Origin of the sequence: Noviherbaspirillum sp. Root189 (assembly GCF_001428545.1) — a bacterium.
Lineage (GTDB): Bacteria > Pseudomonadota > Gammaproteobacteria > Burkholderiales > Burkholderiaceae_D > Noviherbaspirillum.
Genome location: NZ_LMHZ01000004.1, coordinates 16,954 through 42,741, shown reverse-complemented (window position 1 = coordinate 42,741; position 25,788 = coordinate 16,954). Strand labels below are relative to the sequence as shown.

Here is a 25,788-nt window from a genome sequence, read left to right as displayed (position 1 = left end):
TGGTGCGGGACAACACGGATCACGCTAATTCAGTGTGATTGCCCGACTGGCCTGCACACCGCTGCGCACTGCCGCTTCGAGCGTAGCCGGGTAATCGCTGGCAGTGTAATCGCCTGCCAGTACCAGGCCATCAAGTCCTGTAAGGTTCAGCGGGCGTTGCAGTCCGGGCGTACACGAAAAGGTCGCACGTTTTTCCGATATCACTTTGGTCCAGTGTGGAGCCGACAGTTCAGGGCGTGCGAATACTTCGGCAAGTTGTTGTGCAATAGAATCTGCAAGGACATTGTGTCCCATTGCAATCGCTTCTGTTGACGTACTGACGACAACCGCCAGCAAGCCAGCCTGCGCTGCATCGAGTTGGCCGCGGTCGAACACGAATTGACCCCAGCGCTTCAAGTGGGCATCGTCTACCAACGCATAGAAAACATGGTCCAGCGCTACGCCAGGATCGTACTGCAGATAGCAAGTTGTGATTGGCTCATAGTTGAACGTCTCCAGCCCGACGGTATCGATCAGGCCATTCAGGAGCCGTGCCGCTTGCGCAGCCGGAATTGCCACCACCACTGCGTCAAATTCTTCTTCAATATCCTGCACCGAGACGGCCCATCTCCTTCCTTCGGCGTGCAAGCCGGTCACCATGCTGCCGCAGGCGATCCGTCCGCCATGGGCTTCAATATGGCGAGCCGCGTTGGTCGGAAAAAGCCCGCTGAGATCCACCTTGGGGATGAGCATGTCGGATGCAGCACGACGTGCGCCAAGGCTGTCGCGCAGGACATTGAGAAAGACCTGCGCCGAAGCGCGTTCCGGCGGCGTATTCAAGGCCGCGATGCATAGCGGACGCCACATCAGTTGCACAAGCGTATCGGTCTGATCGAAGCGATTCAGTAGTTCGCTCACACTGCAATCCGTGTTTATCCGCCAGTCCATCCATCGGGCCGTCGTTGAAAACCGTGCCAGCGAAAGTTTGTCCTCGCGCCGCAAGCCCTTTGCCCTGAACAATCCGGCCAGCATGTGCAGAGGAGCAGGCAAACGTGGTGTGACGAAGTCCATCCCACTGCCGTTTGGGTAGCGCATTTGCAGGGGCAGGTGGAGCAACGTGTCGTTGGCATCGACGCCGACGCGTTTGAGCAGCTTAAGCGTTTCGCTGTAGGCGCCAAGAAGAATGTGCTGGCCGTTATCCAGCGGGACCCCATTGACCTCGACCATGCGAGCGCGTCCGCCCAGGTTACGCGCGGACTCGAACAGGGTGACCGTCGCGCCGCGATCAGCCAGCTCCACCGCGGCAGCGCAACCCGCCCAGCCACCGCCAATAACCGCAACCTTATGCATCAGCCACGCACATAGGTTTTCCACGCCAGCCACAACTTGCGAATTGGCGTCAGTGAGGTTTTCTGCGCCAGCACATGGAAATTGTCACGCTCGATTTCGTCCAGCAGAGCGCGGTAGATTGACGCCATGATCAAGCCTGGACGCTGGGCGCGCCGGTCCTCGGCGGGAAGCAGAGCAAAAGCTTCTTCGTACAAGGCCTTGGCACGGGCGGCCTGGAAATGCATCAGCTTTTCAAAGTTCTCGCTGTGCCGTGCATTGAGAATATCGGCAGCGGTGACATTGAACTGCTGGAGTTCACTGACAGGTAAATAAATACGGCCTTTGCGCGCGTCTTCACCAACGTCCCGGATGATGTTGGTGAGCTGGAATGCCAATCCCAGCTTCTCCGCATATTGCAGCGTCTCGGAGCGTGTCACGCCAAAGATGCTGGCCGACAGGATGCCGACGACGCTGGCGACATGCCAGCAGTAACGCTTAAGTCCTGCATAGTCGAGATAGCGCGTCTGGTCCAGATCCATTTCCATGCCATCGATGATCGCCTGCAGGTGCTTTCCTTCCAGTGCATACGTGGCCATATGCGGCTGCAGCGCCTTGGTCACGGGATGCGTAGGCGCGCCGTCGAGCATGGCCTGGATTTCGCGGCGCCACCAGGCTAGCTTGTTGCGCGCGATGGAAACATCGGTGCATTCATCGACCGTATCGTCTACCTCGCGACAAAACGCGTAAAGCGCAGTGATGGCGCGACGGCGCTCGCTGGGAAGAAACAGAAAGCTGTAGTAAAAACTCGAGCCGCTTTGGACGGCTTTTTGTTGGCAGTATTCGTCGGGAGACATGAAAGAGCGTGACTCAGGGTAATCGGAAGCCGCTATGCTAGCCGACATGCGCCATGTGCGACAAACTGATTTTCATGCGGCTGGCCCGCCATACCATGCAGCCCCAGTCGGCGAGACCCAAACGCGGCCGATGGTTGAAAACATCGTAGTCGGCGGCTTCGATACGTTCGAGGATACGTAGTCCGCCTTGCACCACCATGCGTAACTCCCAGCCGATGCGGCCCGGCAGGCGTAACGCGAGCGGGGCACCTGCCAGCATCAGGGCGCGGGCGCGGCCAACTTCAAATCTCATGAGTTCCTTCCAGGCCTGGTTTGTGCAGGCATCGGCAATTTGTCCTTCGGTGACACCGAAGCGGCGCAAATCTTCCAGCGGCAGGTAGATACGCGACTTTTTCCAGTCCACAGCAACGTCTTGCCAGAAATTGATCAGTTGCAGCGAAGAGCAGATGGCATCGGAATCGCGAAGATTGCGCGCATCGGCTGCGTCATACAACTCAAGCATCAGCGTCCCTACCGGATTGGCGGAACGTCGACAATAATCCAGGAGGTCCTGGAAGCTTTCGTACCGCACCGTGACCACGTCCTGCTTGAATGCGGACAATAAATCGTGGAAGGGCTGCATTGACAAGCGGTATTGCTGAACAACACATGCCAGTTTGTCAAATAGCGGTGAAAAGTTGGAGCGCCCGGCTTTTATGCCAATAAGTTCCTCTTCATACGTATGCAATGCCGCAAGGCGTTCATGGGGGGCGGCATCTCCCTCATCGGCAATATCGTCTGCGCTCCGCGCAAAGGCATAAATTGCCTCGACGGCAGGGCGCAAATGGCGGGGCAGGAGCACCGACGCCACGGGAAAGTTTTCATAGTGTTCAACTGGCATGGCACTCTAATTGACCAAAAAGTCATATGCAACGGCAAACGATCTGCTTATAATTACTAACCGCTCGGTCAGTAAAAAATTAAGTACAGGAAATGCCACAACTACCCCAGGCAATTCAGTAATAGCCCGAATACTAAAGGAAAAATCGTGGCCGCTTTGACAAATGAACGCCAAATGGCACCTCAGGAATTCACGTTCGGCCGGGTCGCGCTGGTTGCTTGCACTGCGCTGGCACTGCTCGCCGGTTGTTCCAAGCCTGTAGAAAAAACCGAGGACATCCGTCCGGTGAGGACTGTCCAGGTAGCCGCCGACAATGTCGATGTGGTGGCCGAATTCTCCGGCGACGTTCGGGCGCGCTACGAATCCAGGCTTGGGTTCCGCGTTGGAGGCAAGATCGTGTCCCGCAAGGTCGATGTCGGGACCATGGTCAAGCGTGGTCAGTTGCTGATGCAACTGGATCCACAGGATCTGAAACTTGCCCAGGCACAGGCAAATGCCGGCCTGCAGGCCGCCGAAAGCAACCGTGACCTGGCCAAGGCAGAGTTGAAGCGTTACCAGGATTTGCGCGAAAAGAATTTCGTGAGCCAGGCTGTTCTGGACAGCAAGCAAACCGCCTTCAAGGCCGCCCAGGCCAGTTATGACCAGGCGCTCGCCGCCTACCGCAACCAGTCCAACCAGGCTGGTTATTCCGCATTGATTGCTGACGTTGACGGTGTTGTCACCAGCATTGATGCTGAAACCGGGCAAGTCGTTTCCGCCGGCACACCGGTGGTCCGCGTTGCGCAATTGGGCAACAAGGAAATTGTCATCGGCATACCGGAAGATAGAGTAGACGCATTACGCAAGGTCAGCGATGTGCGCGTGCGTACATGGGCCAAGCCTGACGCCATCATCCCGGGCAAGATTCGTGAAGTCTCGCCGGTTGCCGATACCGCGACGCGCACCTACACAGCCAAAGTATCCATTCCCGAGTCTGCGGATGTGAAACTCGGCATGACCGCCTATGTTTCTTTCGCCGAAAAGAGCGCCAATCCGGCCATCAAGCTGCCGATGACCGCGCTGCACAGGGACAAATCCAATACGGCAGTGTGGGTAGTCGAAAATGGCACGGTCAAGCTGGTGCCCGTACAGATCGCCGGTTCGGTTGGCAATGACATCCTGGTGGCTGGCGGTGTCGCCCCCGGGCAGACGGTTGTGACAGCAGGCGTCAACTTGCTGCAGCCTGGGCAAAAGGTCAAGATACTTGGCGAAGAGGTTGCGCTTGCCGACCGCCAGACGCAAGCCAGGCCGGCTCCGACACAGCCGGCAGTCGAGCAGGGAGCCAATGCGCAGGCAGGGGGAGCGACCAAATGAAGGGCGGCTTTAATCTGTCGCGATGGGCGCTAGAGCATATCCCGCTTACCCGTTATCTGATCGTTGCTTTGCTGATCGGCGGCATCATGAGTTACGGCCGTCTCGGCCAGGACGAGGATCCGCCGTTCACCTTCCGTGCCATGGTGGTGCGGGCGATCTGGCCAGGTGCCACCTCGCTGCAGATGGCGGAGCAAGTCACCGACAAGCTGGAAAAGAAGCTGCAGGAAACGCCTTACATCGACAAGATCCGCAGTTATTCCAAGCCGGGTGAAACACTCATCATTCTGCAGTTGCGTGAATCAACGCCGCCGAAAGACGTTCCGGGCGCGTGGTACCAGGTCCGCAAGAAGATAGGCGATATCCGTAGCACCTTGCCGACCGGAGTTCTCGGTCCATTCTTCAATGACGAATTCGGTGACACCTACGGTTCGATCTTCGCCGTATCCGGAGACGGCTTTAATTACGCAGAGGTCAAGGACTACGCCGACTTCGTGCGACAGCAGCTCTTGCAGGTGCCCTCGGTATCCAAGGTCGAAATGTTCGGCGTGCAGGACGAAAAGATCAACATCGAGTTTTCACACAAAAAATTTGCCCAGCTTGGCATTCCCTTCGAATCGATCGTCAATCAGCTGAACGCGCAAAACTCGGTGGAATCCACCGGCGTCCTTGTCACGCCGACCGACAATCTGCAAGTCCGCGTGACTGGCGCCATGAAGTCGCCCAAGGATTTCGAGTCACTTGAATTACGGGCCAATGGAACGACCTTCCGCCTGGGCGATTTTGCGAAAGTAAAGCGCGAGTACAAGGATCCTCCGCAGGACAAAATGCGTTTCAATGGCAAGGAAGTCATCGGCCTGGGCATTTCCATGGAAAAGGGCGGTGACATCATCCAGCTCGGGAAAAATCTGGAAAAGACTGTCGGCGATCTCAAGGTCAAGCTCCCGGTAGGTATTGAGTTGCAGCGCGTCTCGGACCAGCCAAAAGCGGTAGCGTCTTCAGTCCATGAATTTCTGCAGACACTGGCGGAAGCAGTTCTGATCGTACTCGCAGTCAGCTTCGTCGCGCTCGGCCTGCACACCAAGCCTTTACGCCTTGACGTCCGGCCAGGCCTCGTGGTCGCACTGACCATACCGTTGGTACTAGCCATCACTTTCCTCTTTATGAGCATCCTCAGCATCGATCTGCACAAGATCTCGCTGGGCGCGCTGATCATTGCTCTCGGCCTGCTGGTGGATGATGCCATCATCGCTGTTGAAATGATGGTGCGGAAAATGGAAGAGGGCTTCTCGCGCTTCGACGCGGCGACCTTTGCCTATACCTCAACCGCGATGCCGATGCTGACCGGCACCCTGATTACCGCTGCCGGCTTCCTGCCGATTGGCCTTGCCAAGTCGGCAGCGGGAGAATATACCTTTTCGATGTTCTCCGTGAACGCACTGGCGCTGATCATTTCATGGTTCGTGGCTGTCCTGTTCACACCGTACATCGGGTACATACTGCTCAAGGTGAAACCTTCCTCACATGCGGACGGCCAGCATGAATTGTTCGACAGCCCGTTTTACTCGCGCTTCCGGCGTGTGGTCAACTGGTGCGTGGAATGGCGCAAGACGACGATCCTGCTGACCCTGGGTGTATTCGCACTCGGTATCCTCGGATTCCGTGTCATCGAGCAGCAGTTCTTCCCTGATTCGAGCAGGCCGGAACTCATGGTCGAACTCTGGATGCCGGAAGGTAGTGCGTTTGCCGCTACCGAAGCACAGGCGAAGAAGTTTGAAAGTTTTATTCGCAAGCAGGACGGCGTTGAAAACATTACCACCTACGTCGGAACGGGCAGTCCGCGTTTCTACCTGCCGCTGGATCAGATTTTCCCGCAGACGAACGTCTCGCAAGTCGTCGTGCTGGCGAAGGATCTGAAGGCAAGGGAAGCCCTTCGACTGAAAATTGTCGATGTCTTCAAGAATGATTTTCCGGGTGTGCGAGGTCGCGTCAAACTGCTGCCGAATGGGCCTCCGGTACCGTATCCGGTCCAGTTCCGCGTCACCGGTTATGAAGTCGATAAGGTGCGTGCAATCGCTGATCAGGTCAAGGAGGTCATGCGCGCCAATCCGAATGCAGTCGGCGTCAATGACAACTGGAACGAATCGGTCAAGGTATTGCGACTCGACCTCGACCAGGACAAGCTGCGCGCGCTTGGGCTGAGTTCGCAAACTGTGATGCGTGCCGCAAATACGATTCTTACCGGAACGACGATTGGCCAGTATCGTGAGGACAACAAGCTGATCGATGTCGTGGTCCGCCAGCCGGTGGAAGAGCGCTCGACAATTACTGCGCTGAACGAGGCTAGCCTGCAGACTCCCGGCGGCAGGGCGATTCCCTTGTCGCAGGTGGCCCGTGCCCAGTTCGTGTGGGAGCCGGGCGTTGTCTGGCGCGAGGGACGGGAATGGGCGATCACTGTGCAGTCGGATGTCGCGGATGGCATTCAGGGACCGACCGTGTCGAGCCAGATCAGTCCGCAACTCGACAAGCTGCGTGCAGCGCTGCCTGCCGGTTACCGCATCGAGCTTGCCGGTGCGGCGGCTGACAGCGGCAAGGCGCAGGAATCGATTGCGGCCAATGTCCCGCTGGTGATTTTTATCATCTTCACGCTGCTGATGCTCCAGCTGCATAGCTTCTCGCGTGCCTTGCTGGTTTTTCTTACCGGGCCCTTGGGCGTGGCTGGCGCGGCAATGGCCTTGCTGCTTTTGCAGCGTCCCTTTGGTTTCGTCGCGCAGCTCGGTGTAATTGCACTGTTCGGTATGATCATCCGGAATTCGGTCATCCTGATCGATCAAATCGAGCATGACATCCGCGAAGGCATGCCGCCATGGAATGCCATCGTGGAATCCGCGGTACGCAGGTTCCGACCGATCATTCTGACCGCTGCGGCAGCCGTACTGGCGATGATTCCCCTGTCACGATCCGTGTTCTGGGGCCCGATGGCGGTTGCCATCATGGGTGGGCTGATCATTGCGACTGCGCTGACTTTACTGTTCTTGCCCGCGCTATATGCCGCATGGTTCCGGGTGAAAAAGCCAGAACCTGAAGTTGCGGTGATTCCGTAAGAGAGCAGGGGCCGCAAATCGGTCTCTGTTCGGTTGTACTTGCCGGCTCGTGAAAAATCGGGACAGCCGGATGAAAAATCCAGTAAAATGCCGGGTTGAAGTTGAAGAGCTACTAACAATGGCATTTTAGGGCGACCAGATATTCACTTCATGGTCGCCCTTTGCTTTTGTGCAAAACATCGCGAATCAGCAAGCAAATTCCCGCGAGGATGGCGAAATTGGTAGACGCACCAGGTTTAGGTCCTGACGCCAGCAATGGTGTGGGGGTTCGAGTCCCCCTCCTCGCACCACAGAATATTTATTTTTTGGACGATTCACATGGCAACTGCAGTCGAAACTTTGGAAAAACTCGAGCGCCGCATCACCATCACAGTGCCGCTGGCCGACGTACAGGCAGAAGTGGAAAAGCGCCTGAAAATCCGCGCTCGCACAGCTAAGGCACCGGGCTTCCGTCCAGGCAAAGTACCGATGAAGATGGTCGCCCAGCAGTACGGCTACCAGGTTGAGACCGAAGTGTTGAACGACAAGGTCGGTCGCGCATTCAGCGAAGCCGCGAGCGAGAACAACCTGCGTGTTGCCGGCTATCCGCGTATCGAGCCGAAGAATAGCGAAGGCGCCGCTGAAGGCACAGTTGCATTCGACGCGACCTTCGAAGTCTATCCGGAAGTGAAGATCGGCGACCTCGCTACTGCTGAAGTCGAAAAGGTCACGAGCGAAGTAACCGACGCCGAGATCGACAAGACCATCGACATTCTGCGCAAGCAGCGCGTCCACTACCATACCAAAGGCGAGCAAGGCGCGCATGGCGATGGCGGTGCAGACCAGTCCGCACAGAACGGCGATCGCGTCACTGTCGACTTCGTCGGCAAGATTGATGGCGTCGAATTCCAGGGCGGCAAGGCGGAAGACTATCCGTTCGTCCTGGGCGAAGGCCGCATGCTTCCTGAGTTCGAATCTGCAGCGATCGGCTTGAAAGTTGGCGAGTCCAAGACTTTCCCGCTGCCGTTCCCGGAGGACTATCATGGTAAGGACGTAGCAGGTAAAACTGCAGAGTTCACGATCACCATGAAGAAAATCGAGTGGGCGCACCTGCCGGAAGTCGACGCTGAATTTGCGAAATCGCTTGGCATTGAAGACGGAGACCTGAGCAAAATGCGTCAGGACATCAAATCCAATCTCGAGCGTGAAGTGAAAGGTCGTGCCAAGGCCAAGACCAAGGACAGCGTGATGAACGCACTGATCGCTGCTGCCGAACTCGACGTGCCGAAGGCACTGGTCGACCAGGATGTCGAGCGACTGATCGAAATGGCACGCCAGGACATGGCGCAGCGTGGCATGAACGTCAAGGATATGCCGTTCCCTCCGGAACTGTTCACCGCGCAGGCAGAACGCCGCGTCCGCCTCGGTCTGATTCTGGCTGAAGTGGTGAAGGAGAATAAGCTTGAAGCGACGCAAGACCAGGTCAAGGCACAAGTGGAAGAATTTGCACAGAGCTACGAAGATCCGCAGCAAGTGCTGAAGTTCTACTACAGCGACCGTCGTCGTCTTGCTGAAGTCGAGGCTCTTGTTTTAGAAGAAAACGTCGTTAACTACGTACTTGGCAAGGCGAAGGTTACCGAGAAGTCGGTAGGCTTCGACGAATTGATGGGCAATAACGCGCAAGGCTGAAACGGGTAGGGGATGGGCATACCCATCCCTTGTTAAAATGTCCGCTCTCTTGCGCACTCCTTAAGGAAAGCACATGTCAGGCATGATTAAAAATTCGGCACTCGATACGGAAATGCTCGGTATGGTGCCGATGGTGATTGAACAGAGCGGCCGCGGTGAGCGCGCGTATGACATTTACTCCCGCCTGCTGAAAGAGCGTGTCATTTTCCTGGTAGGTCCGGTCAACGATCAGTCAGCCAACCTGATCGTCGCTCAGTTGCTGTTCCTCGAGAGCGAAAATCCGGACAAGGATATCTCGCTGTACATTAACTCCCCAGGTGGCTCCGTATCTGCCGGTATGGCGATTTACGATACAATGCAGTTCATCAAGCCAGACGTTTCGACCCTGTGTACCGGCCTGGCCGCGTCCATGGGCGCGTTCCTGCTGGCCGCCGGCGCCAAGGGCAAGCGTTTCTCGTTGCCGAATTCGCGGATCATGATCCACCAGCCGCTGGGCGGCGCCCAGGGGCAGGCCAGCGACATTGAAATCCAGGCACGTGAAATTCTCTATCTGCGCGAGCGGCTGAATGGCATTCTGGCGGAAAAAACCGGCCGGAGCGTGGAACAAATCAGCAAGGATACAGACAGAGATAATTTCATGTCTGCTGCGGAAGCGGCCGATTATGGCATGATTGACAAGGTGTTGACCAACCGGGTCTGACACCACTCGTCCAAGCGAAAAACGCCCGGGCGGTCATGCGTTCGGGCGTTTCGTTCTTCTGGCGACGAATTTCCCTCAGAATTCTCAAATTATTGAGCGGCGTCGTGACGAACACCGAATTCGCGGGTAATATCGAATCAATTCTCCACCCACACTTTGCTCTATGTCTGACAAAAAATCCTCCAGCGGCGAAAAATTGCTTTACTGCTCCTTCTGCGGTAAGAGCCAACACGAGGTGAAGAAACTTATCGCAGGTCCGTCGGTTTTCATCTGCGACGAGTGCATTGACCTGTGTAACGACATCATTCGCGACGAGGCGTCGAGCATCGAGTCCGTCGCGGGGCCAAAGTCGGATCTCCCGACTCCCCAGGAAATTTTCGAACTTCTCGGACAGTATGTTATTGGCCAGGAAACTGCCAAACGCATTTTGTCTGTGGCCGTCTACAACCATTACAAGCGACTCAAACATCTCGGCAAGAAGGACGACGTCGAACTGGCAAAGAGCAACATTTTGCTGGTCGGTCCCACTGGTTCCGGTAAAACGCTGCTGGCGCAGACACTCGCCCGGATGCTGAATGTTCCTTTCGTGATTGCCGATGCGACCACCTTGACCGAAGCCGGTTATGTTGGTGAAGACGTCGAGAACATCATTCAGAAGTTGCTGCAGAACTGCAACTACGAGGTTGAGAAGGCTCAGAAGGGTATCGTCTATATCGACGAAATCGACAAGATTTCCCGTAAGTCCGACAACCCATCCATTACCCGCGATGTGTCCGGCGAAGGCGTGCAACAGGCATTGCTGAAGCTGATTGAAGGGACGATGGCTTCGGTGCCGCCTCAAGGCGGCCGCAAGCATCCGAACCAGGACTTCGTGCAGATCGACACGACAAATATCATGTTCATCTGCGGTGGCGCTTTTGACGGCTTGGCAAAGATTATTTCCAATCGCTCCGAGAAGAGCGGCATTGGTTTCTCCGCCAGCGTAAAAAGCCAGACTGAACGTAATGCAAGCGAAGTATTGCTTGATGCGGAGCCTGAGGATCTGATCAAGTTCGGACTCATTCCGGAGCTGGTTGGACGTCTGCCTGTCGTCGCCACACTGAGTGAACTAAACGAGGAAGCCTTAATCCAAATCTTGCTTGAACCCAAGAACGCCCTGATTAAGCAGTACGCGAAGCTGCTGCAGATGGAGGGTGCAGAACTTGAAGTTCGGCCAGCAGCATTGCACGCAATTGCCAGAAAGGCGCTAGAACGCAAGACTGGTGCACGCGGCTTGCGCTCTATCCTGGAACATGCGTTGCTCGAGGTGATGTTTGAATTGCCGAGCCAGCAAAATGTGGCCAAGGTGGTGATCGATGAGAACACCATCGTTAATGGAGCGAAGCCATTGTTGATCTACCACGAGCAGCCAAAAGTTTCCGGAGCAAAATAATTGAGCATCCGTAACAGGCAACCAAGGTTGTAAGCCCGTTTTTTCCTAGAAGCAGTACAATTTGAATTACAGGAATCACTTCAGGCTTCCATAGCAAAGCCACCCGAGGGAGACTTCGTGTGTGGCTTTTTTTATTAGGAAACCTGAATGTCAGTAATATGACAAGTGATTTTTGTTGCTGCTTGGACTTGAGTTTTAGGCTGTTCGTGCCTACATCATTAACAAGCTCTTAAATAAGGTTCGCCATGACGACTTCTACAACATTAACCGAACAAACCCAACTGCCGCTATTGCCGTTGCGGGACGTTGTTGTCTTCCCGCATATGGTGATCCCGCTATTCGTTGGTCGCCCAAAGTCGATCAAGGCTCTTGAAGCAGCAATGGAGCAGGGCAAGAGCATCATGCTCGCCGCCCAGAAAGCCGCCGCCAAGGATGAACCTTCCGCTGACGATATTTATGAAATCGGCTGCGTGGCCAACATCCTGCAAATGCTCAAGTTGCCTGATGGCACCGTAAAGGTCCTTGTGGAAGGTGCACAACGTGCCCGTATCCACAACATCACAGAACTCGACACGCATTTCGTCGCGGAACTGACTCCGGTTGAATCCGAGTCTGGCGATGAATCCGAAGTGGAAGCGATGCGTCGCGCGATCGTTCAGCAGTTTGACCAGTACGTCAAACTTAACAAAAAAATTCCACCTGAAATCCTGACTTCCCTTGCTGGAATCGATGATGCCGGCCGTCTCGCCGATACTATTGCTGCTCACCTTCCGCTGAAGCTGGAGCAGAAGCAGGTAATCCTTGAGATTTTCAACGTTGCCAAGCGTCATGAGCATCTGCTCGGGCAACTCGAGGGCGAGCTCGACATCCTGCAAGTGGAAAAGCGCATCCGTGGCCGCGTCAAGCGCCAGATGGAAAAGTCTCAGCGCGAGTATTACCTGAACGAGCAGGTCAAGGCGATCCAGAAGGAACTCGGCGAAGGCGAAGAGGGTGCCGATCTCGAAGAACTCGAGAAGAAAATTATCGCTGCCAAGATGCCAAAAGAGGCACGCGAAAAAGCACAGGCCGAACTGAAGAAGCTCAAGCTGATGTCGCCGATGTCCGCTGAAGCGACCGTCGTGCGTAATTACATCGACACCATGCTCAGTCTGCCATGGCGCAAGAAATCCAAGGTCAACAACGACTTGGCCAATGCGGAAAAAGTCTTGGAAGGCGAGCATTACGGCCTGGACAAGGTCAAGGAACGCATTCTTGAATATCTTGCCGTACAACAGCGCGTTGACAAGGTAAAGGCGCCGATCCTGTGCCTGGTTGGGCCTCCGGGTGTCGGTAAGACGTCGCTCGGCCAATCGATTGCCCGTGCGACAAACCGCAAGTTTGTGCGTATGGCGCTGGGTGGTGTACGCGATGAAGCGGAAATCCGCGGCCATCGTCGTACCTATATTGGTTCAATGCCTGGCAAGATTCTGCAGAGCCTTGCAAAGACCGGCGTGCGTAATCCGCTGTTCCTGCTCGATGAGGTGGACAAACTCGGTCAGGATTTCCGCGGTGATCCGTCCTCGGCACTGCTTGAGGTGCTGGACCCTGAGCAGAACCACACATTCTCGGACCACTACATTGAAGTCGACTTTGACTTGTCCGATGTGATGTTCGTCGCGACGTCAAACTCGCTGAATATTCCGCCAGCGCTGCTTGACCGTATGGAAGTGATTCGTCTGTCGGGTTATACCGAAGACGAGAAGACCAACATTGCGACACGTTATTTGCTGCCGAAGCAGATCACGAACAATGGCCTCAAGGAAGATGAAATCAACGTTGCCGAATCGGCGATCCGCGACATCATTCGATATTACACACGTGAGGCTGGTGTCCGTTCGCTGGAGCGCGAGATCTCCAAGATCTGCCGCAAGGTCGTGAAAATGCTGCTGCTGAAAAAGCAGGATCGCAAGATCATTGTCACGTCCAAGAACCTGGATAAATTCCTCGGTGTACGTCGCTACGATTTCGGCATGGCCGAAAAAGAAAATCAGGTTGGCCAGGTGGTCGGGCTTGCATGGACTGAAGTGGGCGGCGATCTGCTGACCATTGAAGCGATGACCATGCCGGGCAAGGGCGACGTGATCCGTACCGGTACATTGGGCGATGTGATGAAGGAATCGATCGAAGCAGCACGTACCGTCGTGCGCAGCCGTGCAAAACGCCTTGGCATCAAGGCTGACTTGTTTGGCAAGAGTGACATCCATATTCACGTGCCGGAAGGTGCGACACCGAAGGACGGTCCGTCCGCCGGTATCGCCATGACAACCGCACTGGTCTCTGTGCTTACCGGTATTCCGGTGCGCGCTGATGTTGCGATGACAGGTGAAATCACCTTGCGTGGCGAAGTTCTTCCGATCGGTGGTTTGAAAGAAAAGCTGCTGGCTGCACACCGCGGCGGCATCAAGACTGCATTGATTCCCGAGCAGAACGTGAAGGATCTTGCAGACATTCCGGACAACGTGAAAAACAAGCTGGAAATCATTCCGGTGCGCTGGATTGACAAGGTGCTGGAAGTGGCACTCGAGCGACAGCCCGAGCCTTTGTCGGATGTTGACGCGCCGGTTGATACAGCAGTCGCGCAAAGCACCGGCCAAGCCGATCCGAACGTGGTTAAGCATTGATGTTCTAGTTGGTTGAACGCCGGTACAGCAATAATAAAACGCGCTTTTCGAAGCGCGTTTTTTATTATCTGTTCAATTTGAGTGTCTTGTTTCTAAACACTCTGAAGTGCAATGCAACCAATTGTGTGGAATCAAAGGGAAACCGCTTGACACAAGGGTTTGCCGCTTGTTAAATAGCCCTTGCAGAAGTTTCTTTTCTGCATTTTTTTCGTCCTTGCCTGCAGTGTAAAAATCTAACAAATATGCAGAGCATGTTCCAACATCTAAGAGGGGGCACTAGTGAATAAAACTGAGTTGATCGATCATATCGCGGGTAATGCAGACATCTCGAAAGCTGCCGCAACGCGCGCGCTTGACGCATTGATCGGTGCAGTCAAAACAACCTTGAAGAAAAATGGGTCCGTAACATTGGTAGGTTTCGGTACTTTTACGGTAGGCAAGCGCGCCGCACGCACCGGACGCAACCCACGCACCGGTGACGCCATCAAAATCAAAGCTGCCAAGGTGCCGAAGTTCCGTCCCGGTAAAGGCCTCAAAGACGCGCTCAACTGAACGGCAAAGATTGCACTTGCTTAATGCATAAAGCGGCAGAGACGACTATCGATTCCGGCCCATAAACGAAAAATGAGATCGCGTCTTTTCTCGCCTGACTGCACGGTAGTCAATAGCAATTCCTCTTGCATCTTGTCAGTCCAGAAATCCATCGATTTCATTCGTTACATTACAAATAGGCGTTAGGTAAAAGCGGGTCAAGTTGTACAGTGAGAAATGCAGGAAGTTTGCATTTTCTAGTGCAACGAAATAAAAGATCCTATATAATCTTGTTTTTCTCGACGTGGTGACAAACGTCTGGGAAGTTTGGCTGACTAAGTGGATCCGGGTGCTTAGCTCAGTTGGTAGAGCGGCGCCCTTACAAGGCGTAGGTCGGGAGTTCGAGCCTCTCAGCACCCACCAAAACAGCCAAGCATGCAGCAAGTATCAGGAGTGGTAGTTCAGTCGGTTAGAATACCGGCCTGTCACGCCGGGGGTCGCGGGTTCGAGTCCCGTCCACTCCGCCAAAAACCGAAAAAAGGCGAACGCGAGTTCGCCTTTTTTCATATGTGGCAATGCTTTTTGCAAAGTGCGGCAAATGCTTCTTTCTCTGCCATCCGGCCAGGCCGTGTCAAGCGGTACGAACGGTGCAAATGGTATTTCCGCAATCCGTATTTTATGGACTGAATATGTTTGAATTCATTCGTACGCATCGGCGCCTCATGCAGTTCGCGCTTCTGCTGTTTATCTTCCCGTCTTTTGCATTTTTCGGTCTTGAGGGTTACACGCGTTTTCGCGAAGGAGGCAATGCGATTGCGAAAGTGGCTGGGCAAACCATCACTCAGCAAGAATTCGATAACGCACAACGCGAGCAGATGGAACGTCTGCGACAAATGTTTGGTGGGCAGTTCGATCCCAAACTTCTGGATACGCCTGAAGCGAAACAAAATATCCTCGATGGGTTGATTGCGCAGCGTGTGATCGCAGCCGAGGCAGCCAAGAATAATCTGGCGGTCAGCGACCAGGCTCTCCAGCAGAATATTCTTGCGATTCCCGGACTGATTGGCGCGGATGGGAAGTTCGATGTCGAGCGTTACAAATCCCTGCTGGCTGCACAAGGCATGACTCCCGCAATGTACGAAGCGCGGTTGCGCCAGGACTTGAGCCTGCAGCAGGTAAGCAGTGGCGTGCAGGGAACTGCGTTTGCGCCGAAGACCGTCGCGAATCGACTTTCGGATCTGAACGATCAGCAGCGCGAAGTTCAGGAAATCCTGTTCAAGGCATCGGATTTTGTCTCCCAAGTTAAAGTGACCGACGAGATGCTGAAGGCATACTACGAGAAGAATGCCAAGCAGTTTGAAATTCCGGAGCAAGTCAAGGCCGAGTACGTCGTGCTCAATAATGATGTCGTCGCTTCGCAAATCACGGTGAGCGACGCGGACATCAAGTCCTACTACGATCAGAACGCGTCCCGCTATGGCGAAGAAGAGCAGCGCCGTGCCAGCCACATCCTGATCAAGGCTGACAAGAGTGCTTCTGCTGCCGACAAGGCTGCTGCGAAAGAAAAAGCCGAAAAACTGCTGGCTCAGGTCCGGAAGAATCCGGCCGACTTTGCCAAGGTTGCCAAGGAAAATTCGCAGGATCCCGGCTCCGCCGAGCGTGGTGGTGATCTCGACTTCTTCGGCAAGGGCATGATGGTCAAACCATTCGAGGACGCCGCCTTCAAGCTCAAGCAGGGCGAGATCAGCGACGTCGTCGAATCGGATTTCGGCTATCACATTATCCAGCTGATGGCTGTGAAACCTGCAACCGCCAAGACATTGGATGAGGTGAAGGAGCAAATCGCTGCCGACATCAAGAAGCAGCTCGCTGCAAAGAAATTTGCTGAACTTGCCGAGCAGTTCAACAATACGGTTTACGAACAGGCAGACAGCCTCAAACCAGTTGCTGACAAGCTCAAGCTGAAGATCGAAACGGTTAGTGGCTTGACACGTACTCCCAATCCGGCAACTGCTCCGACCGCGCCGTACAATAATCCCAAGTTCCTCGCGGCCTTGTTCTCGGATGAGGCAATCAAGAACAAGCGCAATACCGAGGCAGTTGAAGTCGCGCCGAACACCCTGATTGCAGGCCATGTCATCGAGTACAAACCAGTGACACGCCGTCCGTTTGAGGAAGTCCAGGCTGCCGTTCGCGAGCGCGTTGTGCAGGAAGAAGCTGCAGCACTCGCCAAGAAAGCTGGAGAGTCGAAGCTCGCCAAGTTGAAATCAGGTGACGATGCAGCAGGTTTTGGCGAAACAAAAGTGGTGTCGCGTACCAAGGCACAAGGTATTACCCCCGCTGCAATTCCGGTTGTCATGAAGACTGATACGACCAAGCTGCCTGCTTTTGCCGGTGTTGACCTTGGTGCACAAGGATATGGCGTCTATCGTATTACCAAGGTGTCTCAGCCCGCCACAACCGATACAGCGCGCCGCCAGGGCGAACAGCAGCAGATCGGGAATGCGTTGGCACAGCAGGAAGCGCTTGCCTATCTGGAAGCCTTGAAGAAAAAGTCGAAAGTCGAAATTCTGAAGCCGGTTGGTACCACGCCTGCAGAGGGAGTGGAAACCAAGTAAGCGACGATTGCGCTTTAGCGCACCTTTGCAAAAGCCGCCTTAAACAGGCGGCTTTTGTTTTGTGGCACAACAGTTTTCACATCCTCTCAACATTACTTACTTAACAGCGGCTTTAAATATGGCCACACGTTGTCGAGCATGATGGGTTGTGCTTCCGCGACCGGGTGGATCCGGTCCGATTGGAACAGCGTAGGATCATCTGCTACGCTCTGGAGTAGAAAGGGCGCTAGTCCGACCTTGGTTTCCTTCGCCAGTTTTTCATACATCCCGGTAAAGCGCTGCGTATACTCTCGTCCGTAATTTGGCGGTATCTGCATCCCTATCAGCAGTACTTGGGCGTTCGTAGCCTTTGATGCTTTTATCATGTCACTCAGGTTGCGTTCAGCAGATGCGACGGGTAGTCCGCGCAAACCATCGTTGGCACCGAGTTCGATCAGGACGACGTCCGGTCGGTGCTGGGTCAGCAATGCGGGAAGGCGAGCCTTTCCTCCACTGGTCGTTTCTCCGCTGATACTGGCGTTGACAACGTTCACATTGAGTTTTGACTGGCGGATACGCTGCTCGAGAAGCGTAACCCAACCGCTTCCACGTGCAAGACCGTATTCGGCAGAAAGGCTATCGCCGAGCACGAGCACTGTTTTTGATGCAGAATGAGCACAGGTGGCAAACAATACGAGCGATAATGCCGCCAACCACCGCATGCTCGCGGCCTTCATTCCATGTTTCTTCCAGTTATTCTGCATGCACGGTCCTTCTTCCTTGTCAGCTGCTATTGAAGTCATTCGATTGAGCAAACGCGTCGCCGATGCGACCGGTGAACTCACCATCCTCCATGAAATCGATTTTACCGTGCGGCCGGGAGAGACGCTGGCGATCGTCGGCGCTTCGGGGTCCGGCAAGTCGACCTTGCTAGGATTGCTTGCTGGCCTTGATACCCCTTCGGAAGGAACCGTCAAGCTGGACGGGGTCGATATCTTTGCATTAGACGAGGATGGCCGCGCAGGGTTGCGTCAAGCCAAGCTGGGATTCGTGTTCCAGTCGTTTCAGCTTCTGGCGCATCTCACCGCCCTGGAAAACGTGATGCTTCCATTGGAGTTACGGCGCGATGATGAAGCGAAACAAAAAGCGGAGGCCATGCTTGGCCGCGTAGGGTTGTCCAGCCGCTTGCGTCACTATCCCAAGTACATGTCCGGTGGCGAACAACAGAGAGTGGCGCTGGCGCGTGCTTTCGTGACCGCGCCGCCTTTACTGTTTGCCGACGAGCCTACCGGCAGTCTGGATGCCGCGACAGGCGACTCGGTGATCAAGCTCATGTTTGAACTGAATGAGGAACGCGGCTCGACGCTGGTCCTTGTCACACACGACCCATCGATCGCCGCACGCTGCAAGCGCACGATTACGATTGCGGCCGGTCGCCTGAGCTGACTCGGAGCTCGGCGGTTCCGGCGCGTTGTGGATGACCGCGCCGATGCTCGACATAGGCGATACCCATGCCGCTCGCACAAATGATGCCGATGCCCAGCGCGGTCAGGCTATCCGGTAACTGGTTGAACACCAGCCAGCCCATGACGGTGGCAGAAATAATCTGCAGATAGAAGAAAGGTGTCAACAGAGAAGCTTCTGCATGCTTATAGGCGCTGTTGACGAAGTAATGCCCGATGGTGCTGGTGATCCCCGTGGACGCAAGGATCAGCCACTCCCGTGTGGTCGGCATATGGGAAGACCAGAAGAAGGGCACCATCAGGCTGCTGGCGATCATGCCTACCACACCGCCATAAAACAACGTTACTAGAGGATGGTCAGTCTGGTTGGTTTTGCGGCTCAGTACCGAGACGCCCGCGAAGATGACTGCGGAGGCTGCGCCAAGCAACACGCCCGCAGGCACGATGCCGCCCCCGGGGCGCATCACGATCAGCATCCCCATGAAGCCGACTGCCACGGCGACCCAGCGCGAGGGGTAGGATTTCTCTTTTAGCAGCCACGGCGATATAGCCAACACAATCAATGGTGCGCAAAAATTCATTGCCGTCCCTTCGGACAAGGGTACGATTTTCAAGACCGAGAAGAACACGATCGTCGAGAGCAATAGCATGGCCGCGCGAAAAATCTGCAAGCCCGGTTGTCGAGTCGACAGGATGCTACGTCCAGTCTTGTGCCGGTAAAGCGGCGCCAGGGTCACGGCCATGAAAACGGTATTGATCGTGTAACGCATCCAGGCAATCATTACTACGTGATACCCGGCCTGCGCCAGAAGCTTCCCTGCGGTATCCAGTAGCGAAAGTGTCCACTGGCCGGCGACCAGACAGGCAATTCCAACCCAGAGGCTAGCGCGGGTTGTGGCGCTGTGCATGCTGCTCCGTGAGCTGGTTAAGAATCTGGCGTGCCGCCGGAATCAATTCACCCGCCGTCATGCCAATTGGCCCTACGCCTTGCTTCACCAATGCGTCGGCCGTCTGGCCATGCAGCCATGTGGCCGCCAGTGCCGCTTCCCGGCATGGAAGGGATTGCGCCAGTAATGCGCCGCACATTCCCGCCAGAACATCGCCACTACCAGCAGTGGCGAGCGCCGGATTGCCGGTGGGGTTGATCACCAGCGATCCGTCCGGGGCGGCAATGATGCTGCCCGACCCTTTCAGAATAACGACAGCATTGCATTGCTGCGCCAGGGTACTCGCCGCGGTCAGTCGATCTGCCTGAACCTGATGCGTGTCGGATTGCAGCAGGCGGGCTGCTTCCAATGGATGTGGCGTTAGCATGGCAGGGGCGGTACGTTGCGAAAGCAGCGTGATCAAATCACGGTGCCGCGAAAGCAGGTTGAGCGCATCCGCGTCCAGCACCAGCGGACAGTCACTTTGTAAGACCCGTTCGAGGACTGAGTACGCCTCATCCGATGTCCCGAGGCCGGGACCGGCGACCACAACACCGGTATGAAATTCAAGTTGTACCGCATCGCGGCACATCAATTCCGGATGCAGGAAGTCATACGCGGGCGGGTTATGCAGAAATGCCGTGAAAACTCGGCCAGCGCCACAGTGTGCCGCTGCACGTGAGGACAGAACCGGTGCACCGGCCATCCCTTGTGCTCCTCCCACCACCGTCACATCGCCGTAGCTTCCCTTGTGCGAACTATGGCGACGCTTCCTGAGATGGCTCAGGAACAGCCGCTCGCTGCCAAGGAAGGCCCGTGCAGGAGAAAATGCACTGAGATCAATATCGAGGCCAGCTACCTGCACTTCACCTGCATGATCCCGGCCTTCGTTCGTATGCAAGCCAGGCTTGTTGCCGATGAAGGTCAAGGTATGCGTGGCGACCACGGCGACACCATCGACACCGCCGACAACGCAGCCATTGTCTGCGTCGAGCCCACTGGGGATATCCAGCGATAGTACGGGACAGCGCAGCGCATTGATGGCCTCGACCAGAGCCACAAGAGGGCCGGAGATGGCGCGCGTCAGACCGATGCCGAACAAGCCGTCGACCACGAGATCCCAGTCCACCGGATAACGGATGGCTTCGGCGCTGGGAGCAATCAATCGGATACCGACCGCCTGCGCACGTTCGAGCGCGCGTTGCGCATCCTCCGGCTGGCGGGCAGGATCGGCGCAGACCATTACGGTTGGATGCAGGCCGGCATCAGCCAGCAAGCATGCCATGACGAGCGCATCACCTCCGTTATTACCTGGGCCTGCAACGAGCAGCACCTTTGCCGATCCGGGTGGCGGCTTCAAGAGCGATAGCGCCATTGAAGCGGCGGCCTTGGCGGCGCGCTGCATCAGGGTGCCCGGAGGAATGGAGGACAGGGTCGCGCGTTCGATGTCGCGAATCTGCGCCACGGTGTACAGCGCTGTGGGATCATGCAGAGAGGAACTGCCGGCGCCGTTGGCAATGTTGGCAACGCGTGGGCTGGGCAAGTGGTCTGTCATGCGATGTATGAATGGGTTGTCGAACAAACTGGTGGCCTTTGTCGCAAGGCGGTATGGCGCGTTACGGCAATGCGGCACGCCTTCACTTACATGCTCCCGACCATCGTCATTATATGCTTTGCAATGGCAAGCGACGCGGTGAGGCCGGGCGATTCGATGCCGTACAGGCCGAGATAATGGCGGCTACCGTGATTGGCGAACATGAAGTCGGCCGCGGGCTCACCAGGGCCGCTGATCTTCGGGCGAACGCCCGAGTACGCAGGTTGCAGGGCATCGTCAGGCAGGGCTGGCCAGTACGCGCGGATCTCACGGTAAAACTTTTCTGCGCGCCGCGGGTCGACACGGTAATCCAGCGCTGTGACCGCGTCGTCCAGCCATTCGACGTCAGGACCAAAGCGTGCCTGTCCGCCCAGATCCAGCGTCAGGTGAACGCCAAGGCCTCCCGCTTCGGGCACCGGGTACACAAGGCGTGAAAAAGGCGTCTTGCCTGCGAGCGAATAGTAGTTCCCTTTGGCAAACCAGGCCCCCGGCGTTGCGCTCTGGTCCAGACCTTGCACCAACCGCGCCAGTCGCGGTGCCCACAAGCCTGCACAGTTCACGACGAACTTTGCATGCAGTTCAATCTCATCACGTACGCCATTGCTATTACTGTCGCTGCTCACCTGTACGACTACGCCTTCTTCACGCAAGATGGCACCCGTTACCTTGCTTCCAAATGCAAACAAGGCCCCCGCGTTTTCTGCATCGCCTTGCAGGGCAAGCATATAAGCATGGCTGTCGATGATGCCCGTATTGGGTGAGGAGAGGGCGGCGACACAATGGATCTCAGGCTCCAGGCGGCGCGCCTCGTGCGCAGCGAGGGGAGCCACTTCGCTGCAGCCATTCGCATGCGCCTGGGCGAGAATCCCGGCGAGTTTGACAGACTGCGTTTCTGACGTGGCGACGATCAGTTTTCCGCAGCGGCGATAAGGAATGCCACGCTCGTCACAATACGCATAGAGTGTGTCGCGTCCCGTCACGCAAAGCCTGGCCTTCATGCTGCCGGTCGGATAATACAAGCCCGCGTGAATCACTTCACTGTTGCGGGAGCTGGTTTCCATGCCAATATCCGCATGTTGTTCGACGACCATGACTTCGCGTCCCGCCAGCGCAAGTTCGCGCGCCACCGCCAGGCCGACCACGCCGGCGCCAATAACGAGGCAGTCGATCTTATCCATAGCGCGCCATGGTCAAGCCATCAAGGTCGATCTCGGGTGTCTGTCCGGAGATCAGGTCAGCGACTACTTTGCCTGAACCCGCTGCCATGCCCCAGCCGTGTGCGCCATGTCCGATATTCACATAAACATTTCTTACATGGGTCGCGCCAAGCAGAGGAGGTCCGTCCGGCAACGTAGGGAGCGTTCCGGACCAGAAATTGGATTTTGCATAGCTCCCGGCATGTGGAAACCAGTCGGTGCCAACTTTGACAAGCGTGCGCAGCGCGTGGTCCTGCAACTCGTCGTTGCGTGGTCCGATTTCCGTAATGCCCGCAAGGCGGATGCGTCCGCCCATTCGAGCCAGACTAACGTTGTAGGCCTCATCGATGATGGCGGCGCGTGGCGCATGGTCGAAGTTCTTGATCAGCGCTGTTGCGGCGTAGGTTTTCACTGGATAAATCGGCACCTGTATCCCAAGCGGCTTAAGCAGGCGCGCGCTTTCAGCGCCTGCGGCGACAACCACCACATCCGCCGAAAAACGCTTGCCGTTGATAAGCAAGCCAACGCCTCCGGCCTCGGGTTCCAGGGCTTCGACCGTGCTGGTAAAGTGGAATTGCACGCCCATGGATGATGCGATGTACTTCATGCGCTTGGCAAACAATGGGCAGTTGCCGGTTTCATCTTCAGGAAGATAAAGCGCCGCGACAAATGGCGTATGTGACGCGAGTGAGGGCTCCACCGTCCTTGCGCCGTCGGCGTCGAGCATCATGAAGGGAATATCATATTCAGCCAGCATGTTGATTGCCGGCCTCGCCAATGCCAGATCTTTCTGAGTCCGAAACAGCTGAAGTACGCCCTGGGTCTGTTCGTAGTTGATTTGATAGTGGTCGCGCATCAGACGCAGAAGGTCACGGCTGTAGAAGGCGATGCGCTGCATGCGGCTGCGATTGATGTGGTAACGATCGACTTCGCATTCGTCCAGCCAGCTGCGTGCCCAGCGCCATAAGGCGCGTTCCGTCGACAGCTTGACACTTACCGAAGACTCGCTGCGAAAGAGCGAGGAAAGAATCTTGCGCGGCATGCCGGGGGCGGCTGTAGGGCCAGTGTAGCCGGGCGCCACCATGCCTGCGTTGGTAAAGCTTGCTTCCTGTGCCACGTTATGATGACGCTCGATGACGACGACATCGTGTCCCGCCTCGGCAAGAAAGTAGGCGGTGCAGACGCCGACGACGCCGCCTCCGATGACGGCAACCTGTTTTTGTGTCACGTAGTATCTACCTGGTAATGCTGTTAAATGTGTATGGGTCAGAAGCTTTGCTCGGAATGAGTCGTAGACCGCGGGACACATTTCTAGTTCGAGAGCATCATTTTATTCTGTGCCGCGCATTAACGCTGTGATGTGCCGCATGCCACTCTGTCTGCTCAAACTGTTCACGTACAAAGGCTATCAATGCGCGTACCGCAGGCGAAATACTGTTTCGGTGCGGATAGACCCCGCTCAGCGGCGATTCTTCCCCAGCGAAGTCATCAAGGATCGTGACCAATGCGCCGCTGCGGACATCCGGCATGACGTCGAGCCATGATTTATAGGCAATGCCGAATCCTGCCACTGCCCACTCGCGTACGATGCCGCCGTCGTCGGACATGCGATCGCCTCGCACCTTGACGTCAACCGTTTCCTTGCCGGCGCGGAAACGCCAGGTATTGAGCAAGCCCGGCTTCAGGTAGTACAACAGGCAGTTATGCGTGACGAGATCGCGAGGGCTTCGGGGTGAACCGTGTTTTTCAAGATAGGCGGGAGAGGCGACCACCACGCGGTCGTTGTCGGCCAAATGTTGCGACACCAGTGAAGAATCGTCCAGCTTGCCATACCGGAAAGCAAGGTCCACGGGATCGCGCCGCAGATCCAGTACACGATCGGAAAACTGCAAAGTCAGCATGACCTCCGGATGCATGGCCTGGAACCGGTTTAGCCATGGCAGCAAGGTGCGGCGCCCAAGATCCGATGGTGCCGATAAACGAACATGCCCCTTGAGGCTGCCATGGTCGGCCATCAGCATGGATTCGCCTTCCTTGAGCAAGGCAAGCGCGTTACGGCAGTAGTCGAGGAATATTTCACCGCCTGGTGTCAGTCGCATGCTTCGCGTCGAGCGCACAAAGAGCAGGGTGCCCAGGCGTTGTTCCAGTCGCTGCAAGGCGGCACTGGCTGCTGCGGGTGATTGATGCTGTTCACGGGCTGCCTTGGAAAGGCTGCCGGTATCGGCAATCCGGATGAACAGCTGCAGGTCGGCGGTGGAGTACATTATCAAATATTTTTTGAAAGTAAATCAATTATCAAGTGGTTTATTCAATAAAACAAGAAAGTCATAATTCCTCCACTACCGGCCTGTCAAATGGCGTATGGCCGGCTCACTTGCCGATACCACGATTCCATCAGGAGAAATCATGAAAGCCGTCGCCCTTACCCAATATCTGCCCATCAGTCATCCCGAGTCTCTGTTCGATACGACACTCGACCGGCCCGTGGCTACAGGACGCGACCTGCTCATCGCCATCAAGGCCATTTCGGTCAATCCGGTGGATACAAAAGTCCGGGCGGCGAAGAGTAATATCGAATCATCACCCCGTGTCCTGGGCTGGGATGCGGCCGGCGTTGTCGAAGCCGTTGGCCCGGAAGTCACGCGTTTTCGTCCTGGCGACCGGGTCTACTATGCAGGCGACATTACTCGTCCCGGTACGAATTCGGAATTCCACCTTGTCGACGAGCGAATCGTCGGCACCATGCCGGCGAGCCTGGAGTTCGATCAGGCCGCGGCGCTGCCATTGACCGCCATCACGGCATGGGAGGCATTGTTCGACCGCCTGCATGTTCCGACACCGCCCCGTGCCTTGCCACGTAAATCCATTCTGATCGTGGGAGGTGCCGGCGGTGTGGGATCGGTTGCAGTCCAGCTTGCGTCTAAAGTGGCCGGCCTGACTGTCATTGCAACGGCATCACGACCGGAATCGATCGCATGGGTGCGCCAGCTCGGTGCGCATCATGTCATCGATCATTTTGGCGATATGCCGGCGCAGTTGAAATCAGCCGGATTTCCAAATGTGGATTACGTGCTGATTCTGAACGACACCGACAGGCACTTTCCGGCTGCTGCAGAGATGATTGCGCCGCAAGGAACCATCTGTACCATTGTGGAAAACAAGGAAGCGCTGGACGTTGGTTTGCTGAAATCGAAAAGCGCCGGCTTTGTATGGGAATTCATGTTTACCCGCTCCATGTACCAAACGGCCGACATGATCGAGCAGGGAAACTTGCTGGGCGAGATTGCGCGCCTGGTTGATACCGGCATCTTGCGCGCCACAAGCAATGAGGTGCTCAGTCCGATCAATGCCGCCAATCTGCGCGAAGCACATGCGCGGATCGAGGCCGGGCACGTCATCGGCAAACTGGTGTTGAAAGGCTTTTAAATCAACTCAAACTAAACTTGACCAAGCGGCACTGGCGATCCGCAGCCCCTCAACAGGGGGCACCCGATCGCCAGGTTGGGATTGGTATTACCTGCCTGT

Annotated in this window: 19 protein-coding genes and 3 tRNA genes; 13 read left to right on the top strand and 9 right to left on the bottom strand. The window is 56.0% G+C overall.

All coding sequences use genetic code 11. From position 1 onward, the window contains the following. Positions 1–24 precede the first annotated feature (24 nt). Genes hpnE through hpnC form a run of 3 tightly spaced genes read right to left on the bottom strand, consistent with a single transcriptional unit; the run spans position 25 to position 3,042 of the window. The gene (gene hpnE / locus ASE07_RS03190; RefSeq protein ID WP_057289362.1) at positions 25–1,329 is read right to left on the bottom strand and encodes a hydroxysqualene dehydroxylase HpnE; all 1,305 of its coding nucleotides are present in this window, start codon (positions 1,327–1,329) and stop codon (positions 25–27) included. Further along, positions 1,329–2,162, bottom strand: coding sequence for a presqualene diphosphate synthase HpnD (gene hpnD / locus ASE07_RS03185; RefSeq protein WP_057289361.1), 834 nt, complete (start codon positions 2,160–2,162; stop codon positions 1,329–1,331). The genes hpnE and hpnD overlap by 1 nt, the downstream gene beginning before the upstream one ends. 37 nt (positions 2,163–2,199) lie before the next feature. Further along, complete coding sequence (gene hpnC, locus ASE07_RS03180) at positions 2,200–3,042, bottom strand: squalene synthase HpnC (protein ID WP_057289360.1); 843 nt, start codon at positions 3,040–3,042, stop codon at positions 2,200–2,202. Positions 3,043–3,189: 147 nt separating this feature from the next. On the opposite strand from hpnC, the gene ASE07_RS03175 reads away from it, so the two are divergent. The 11 genes from ASE07_RS03175 (at position 3,190) to ASE07_RS03125 (ending at position 17,105) form a co-directional block, all read left to right on the top strand. After that, entirely contained in the window at positions 3,190–4,395 is a 1,206-nt protein-coding gene (locus tag ASE07_RS03175) for an efflux RND transporter periplasmic adaptor subunit (RefSeq protein WP_327196037.1), read from the top strand. Further along, positions 4,392–7,496: an efflux RND transporter permease subunit gene (locus ASE07_RS03170; protein WP_057289359.1), complete on the top strand. Its 3,105-nt coding sequence runs from the start codon at positions 4,392–4,394 to the stop codon at positions 7,494–7,496. The genes ASE07_RS03175 and ASE07_RS03170 overlap by 4 nt, the downstream gene beginning before the upstream one ends. A 203-nt stretch (positions 7,497–7,699) precedes the next feature. Beyond that, positions 7,700–7,786, top strand: a tRNA-Leu gene (locus ASE07_RS03165). A gap of 28 nt (positions 7,787–7,814) precedes the next feature. After that, positions 7,815–9,164, top strand: a complete 1,350-nt coding sequence (tig, locus tag ASE07_RS03160; RefSeq protein WP_057289358.1) for a trigger factor — start codon at positions 7,815–7,817, stop codon at positions 9,162–9,164. Between the two features lie 73 nt (positions 9,165–9,237). Further along, positions 9,238–9,864 carry an ATP-dependent Clp endopeptidase proteolytic subunit ClpP gene (clpP, locus tag ASE07_RS03155; RefSeq protein ID WP_057289357.1) on the top strand — a complete coding sequence of 209 codons (627 nt, stop codon included), beginning with the start codon at positions 9,238–9,240 and terminating at the stop codon, positions 9,862–9,864. A 163-nt stretch (positions 9,865–10,027) separates the two neighbouring features. Then, positions 10,028–11,296, top strand: coding sequence for an ATP-dependent Clp protease ATP-binding subunit ClpX (clpX, locus tag ASE07_RS03150; RefSeq protein WP_057289356.1), 1,269 nt, complete (start codon positions 10,028–10,030; stop codon positions 11,294–11,296). A gap of 245 nt (positions 11,297–11,541) precedes the next feature. Then, complete coding sequence (lon, locus tag ASE07_RS03145; protein ID WP_057289355.1) at positions 11,542–13,956, top strand: endopeptidase La; 2,415 nt, start codon at positions 11,542–11,544, stop codon at positions 13,954–13,956. Positions 13,957–14,235: 279 nt separating this feature from the next. Next, positions 14,236–14,508, top strand: coding sequence for an HU family DNA-binding protein (locus ASE07_RS03140; RefSeq protein WP_057289354.1), 273 nt, complete (start codon positions 14,236–14,238; stop codon positions 14,506–14,508). A gap of 326 nt (positions 14,509–14,834) precedes the next feature. After that, positions 14,835–14,910, top strand: a tRNA-Val gene (locus tag ASE07_RS03135). A gap of 27 nt (positions 14,911–14,937) precedes the next feature. Next, positions 14,938–15,014 (top strand) — tRNA-Asp (locus ASE07_RS03130). A 162-nt stretch (positions 15,015–15,176) separates the two neighbouring features. Beyond that, positions 15,177–17,105 (top strand): SurA N-terminal domain-containing protein, encoded by a 1,929-nt coding sequence (locus ASE07_RS03125; RefSeq protein ID WP_057289448.1) that lies wholly within the window; start codon positions 15,177–15,179, stop codon positions 17,103–17,105. Between the two features lie 92 nt (positions 17,106–17,197). Here the strand turns inward: ASE07_RS03125 and ASE07_RS03120 are convergent, their stop codons facing one another. Continuing rightward, a complete protein-coding gene (locus ASE07_RS03120) occupies positions 17,198–17,848 on the bottom strand; it encodes an arylesterase (RefSeq protein ID WP_235548335.1) in 651 nt (216 codons plus the stop codon). Here ASE07_RS03120 and ASE07_RS03115 point away from each other — a divergent pair. Then, on the top strand, positions 17,847–18,530 hold the full coding sequence (locus ASE07_RS03115; protein ID WP_057289446.1) for an ABC transporter ATP-binding protein: 684 nt from the start codon (positions 17,847–17,849) through the stop codon (positions 18,528–18,530). The genes ASE07_RS03120 and ASE07_RS03115 overlap by 2 nt on opposite strands. Here the strand turns inward: ASE07_RS03115 and ASE07_RS03110 are convergent. The 5 genes from ASE07_RS03110 to ASE07_RS03090 all read right to left on the bottom strand — a co-directional run bounded on the left by ASE07_RS03110 (position 18,502) and on the right by ASE07_RS03090 (position 24,527). Then, entirely contained in the window at positions 18,502–19,455 is a 954-nt protein-coding gene (locus ASE07_RS03110; protein WP_057289353.1) for a DMT family transporter, read from the bottom strand. The genes ASE07_RS03115 and ASE07_RS03110 overlap by 29 nt on opposite strands. Continuing rightward, on the bottom strand, positions 19,430–21,028 hold the full coding sequence (locus ASE07_RS03105; protein ID WP_082583926.1) for an NAD(P)H-hydrate dehydratase: 1,599 nt from the start codon (positions 21,026–21,028) through the stop codon (positions 19,430–19,432). Before ASE07_RS03105 ends, ASE07_RS03110 begins: the two co-directional genes overlap by 26 nt. Before the next feature lie 86 nt (positions 21,029–21,114). Continuing rightward, positions 21,115–22,245: an NAD(P)/FAD-dependent oxidoreductase gene (locus ASE07_RS03100; RefSeq protein ID WP_057289352.1), complete on the bottom strand. Its 1,131-nt coding sequence runs from the start codon at positions 22,243–22,245 to the stop codon at positions 21,115–21,117. After that, positions 22,238–23,491: a D-amino acid dehydrogenase gene (locus ASE07_RS03095; RefSeq protein ID WP_057289351.1), complete on the bottom strand. Its 1,254-nt coding sequence runs from the start codon at positions 23,489–23,491 to the stop codon at positions 22,238–22,240. The genes ASE07_RS03100 and ASE07_RS03095 overlap by 8 nt, the downstream gene beginning before the upstream one ends. Positions 23,492–23,588: 97 nt before the next feature. After that, positions 23,589–24,527: a LysR family transcriptional regulator gene (locus ASE07_RS03090; protein WP_057289350.1), complete on the bottom strand. Its 939-nt coding sequence runs from the start codon at positions 24,525–24,527 to the stop codon at positions 23,589–23,591. A 142-nt stretch (positions 24,528–24,669) separates the two neighbouring features. Between ASE07_RS03090 and ASE07_RS03085 the strand changes: the two genes are divergently transcribed. Further along, a complete protein-coding gene (locus tag ASE07_RS03085) occupies positions 24,670–25,689 on the top strand; it encodes a zinc-binding alcohol dehydrogenase family protein (protein ID WP_057289444.1) in 1,020 nt (339 codons plus the stop codon). The last annotated feature ends 99 nt before the right edge of the window (positions 25,690–25,788 follow it).

What these genes read in the sequence shown, in the direction of transcription:
- hpnE (WP_057289362.1), bottom strand. Translation starts at nt 1,329, where the DNA reads ATGCATAAGGTTGCGGTTATTGGCGGTGGCTGGGCGGGTTGCGCTGCC.
- hpnD (WP_057289361.1), bottom strand. Translation starts at nt 2,162, where the DNA reads ATGTCTCCCGACGAATACTGCCAACAAAAAGCCGTCCAAAGCGGCTCG.
- hpnC (WP_057289360.1), bottom strand. Translation starts at nt 3,042, where the DNA reads ATGCCAGTTGAACACTATGAAAACTTTCCCGTGGCGTCGGTGCTCCTG.
- ASE07_RS03170 (WP_057289359.1), top strand. Translation starts at nt 4,392, where the DNA reads ATGAAGGGCGGCTTTAATCTGTCGCGATGGGCGCTAGAGCATATCCCG.
- tig (WP_057289358.1), top strand. Translation starts at nt 7,815, where the DNA reads ATGGCAACTGCAGTCGAAACTTTGGAAAAACTCGAGCGCCGCATCACC.
- clpP (WP_057289357.1), top strand. Translation starts at nt 9,238, where the DNA reads ATGTCAGGCATGATTAAAAATTCGGCACTCGATACGGAAATGCTCGGT.
- clpX (WP_057289356.1), top strand. Translation starts at nt 10,028, where the DNA reads ATGTCTGACAAAAAATCCTCCAGCGGCGAAAAATTGCTTTACTGCTCC.
- lon (WP_057289355.1), top strand. Translation starts at nt 11,542, where the DNA reads ATGACGACTTCTACAACATTAACCGAACAAACCCAACTGCCGCTATTG.
- ASE07_RS03125 (WP_057289448.1), top strand. Translation starts at nt 15,177, where the DNA reads ATGTTTGAATTCATTCGTACGCATCGGCGCCTCATGCAGTTCGCGCTT.
- ASE07_RS03115 (WP_057289446.1), top strand. Translation starts at nt 17,847, where the DNA reads ATGCACGGTCCTTCTTCCTTGTCAGCTGCTATTGAAGTCATTCGATTG.
- ASE07_RS03120 (WP_235548335.1), bottom strand. Translation starts at nt 17,848, where the DNA reads ATGCAGAATAACTGGAAGAAACATGGAATGAAGGCCGCGAGCATGCGG.
- ASE07_RS03110 (WP_057289353.1), bottom strand. Translation starts at nt 19,455, where the DNA reads ATGCACAGCGCCACAACCCGCGCTAGCCTCTGGGTTGGAATTGCCTGT.
- ASE07_RS03105 (WP_082583926.1), bottom strand. Translation starts at nt 21,028, where the DNA reads ATGACAGACCACTTGCCCAGCCCACGCGTTGCCAACATTGCCAACGGC.
- ASE07_RS03100 (WP_057289352.1), bottom strand. Translation starts at nt 22,245, where the DNA reads ATGGATAAGATCGACTGCCTCGTTATTGGCGCCGGCGTGGTCGGCCTG.
- ASE07_RS03090 (WP_057289350.1), bottom strand. Translation starts at nt 24,527, where the DNA reads ATGTACTCCACCGCCGACCTGCAGCTGTTCATCCGGATTGCCGATACC.
- ASE07_RS03085 (WP_057289444.1), top strand. Translation starts at nt 24,670, where the DNA reads ATGAAAGCCGTCGCCCTTACCCAATATCTGCCCATCAGTCATCCCGAG.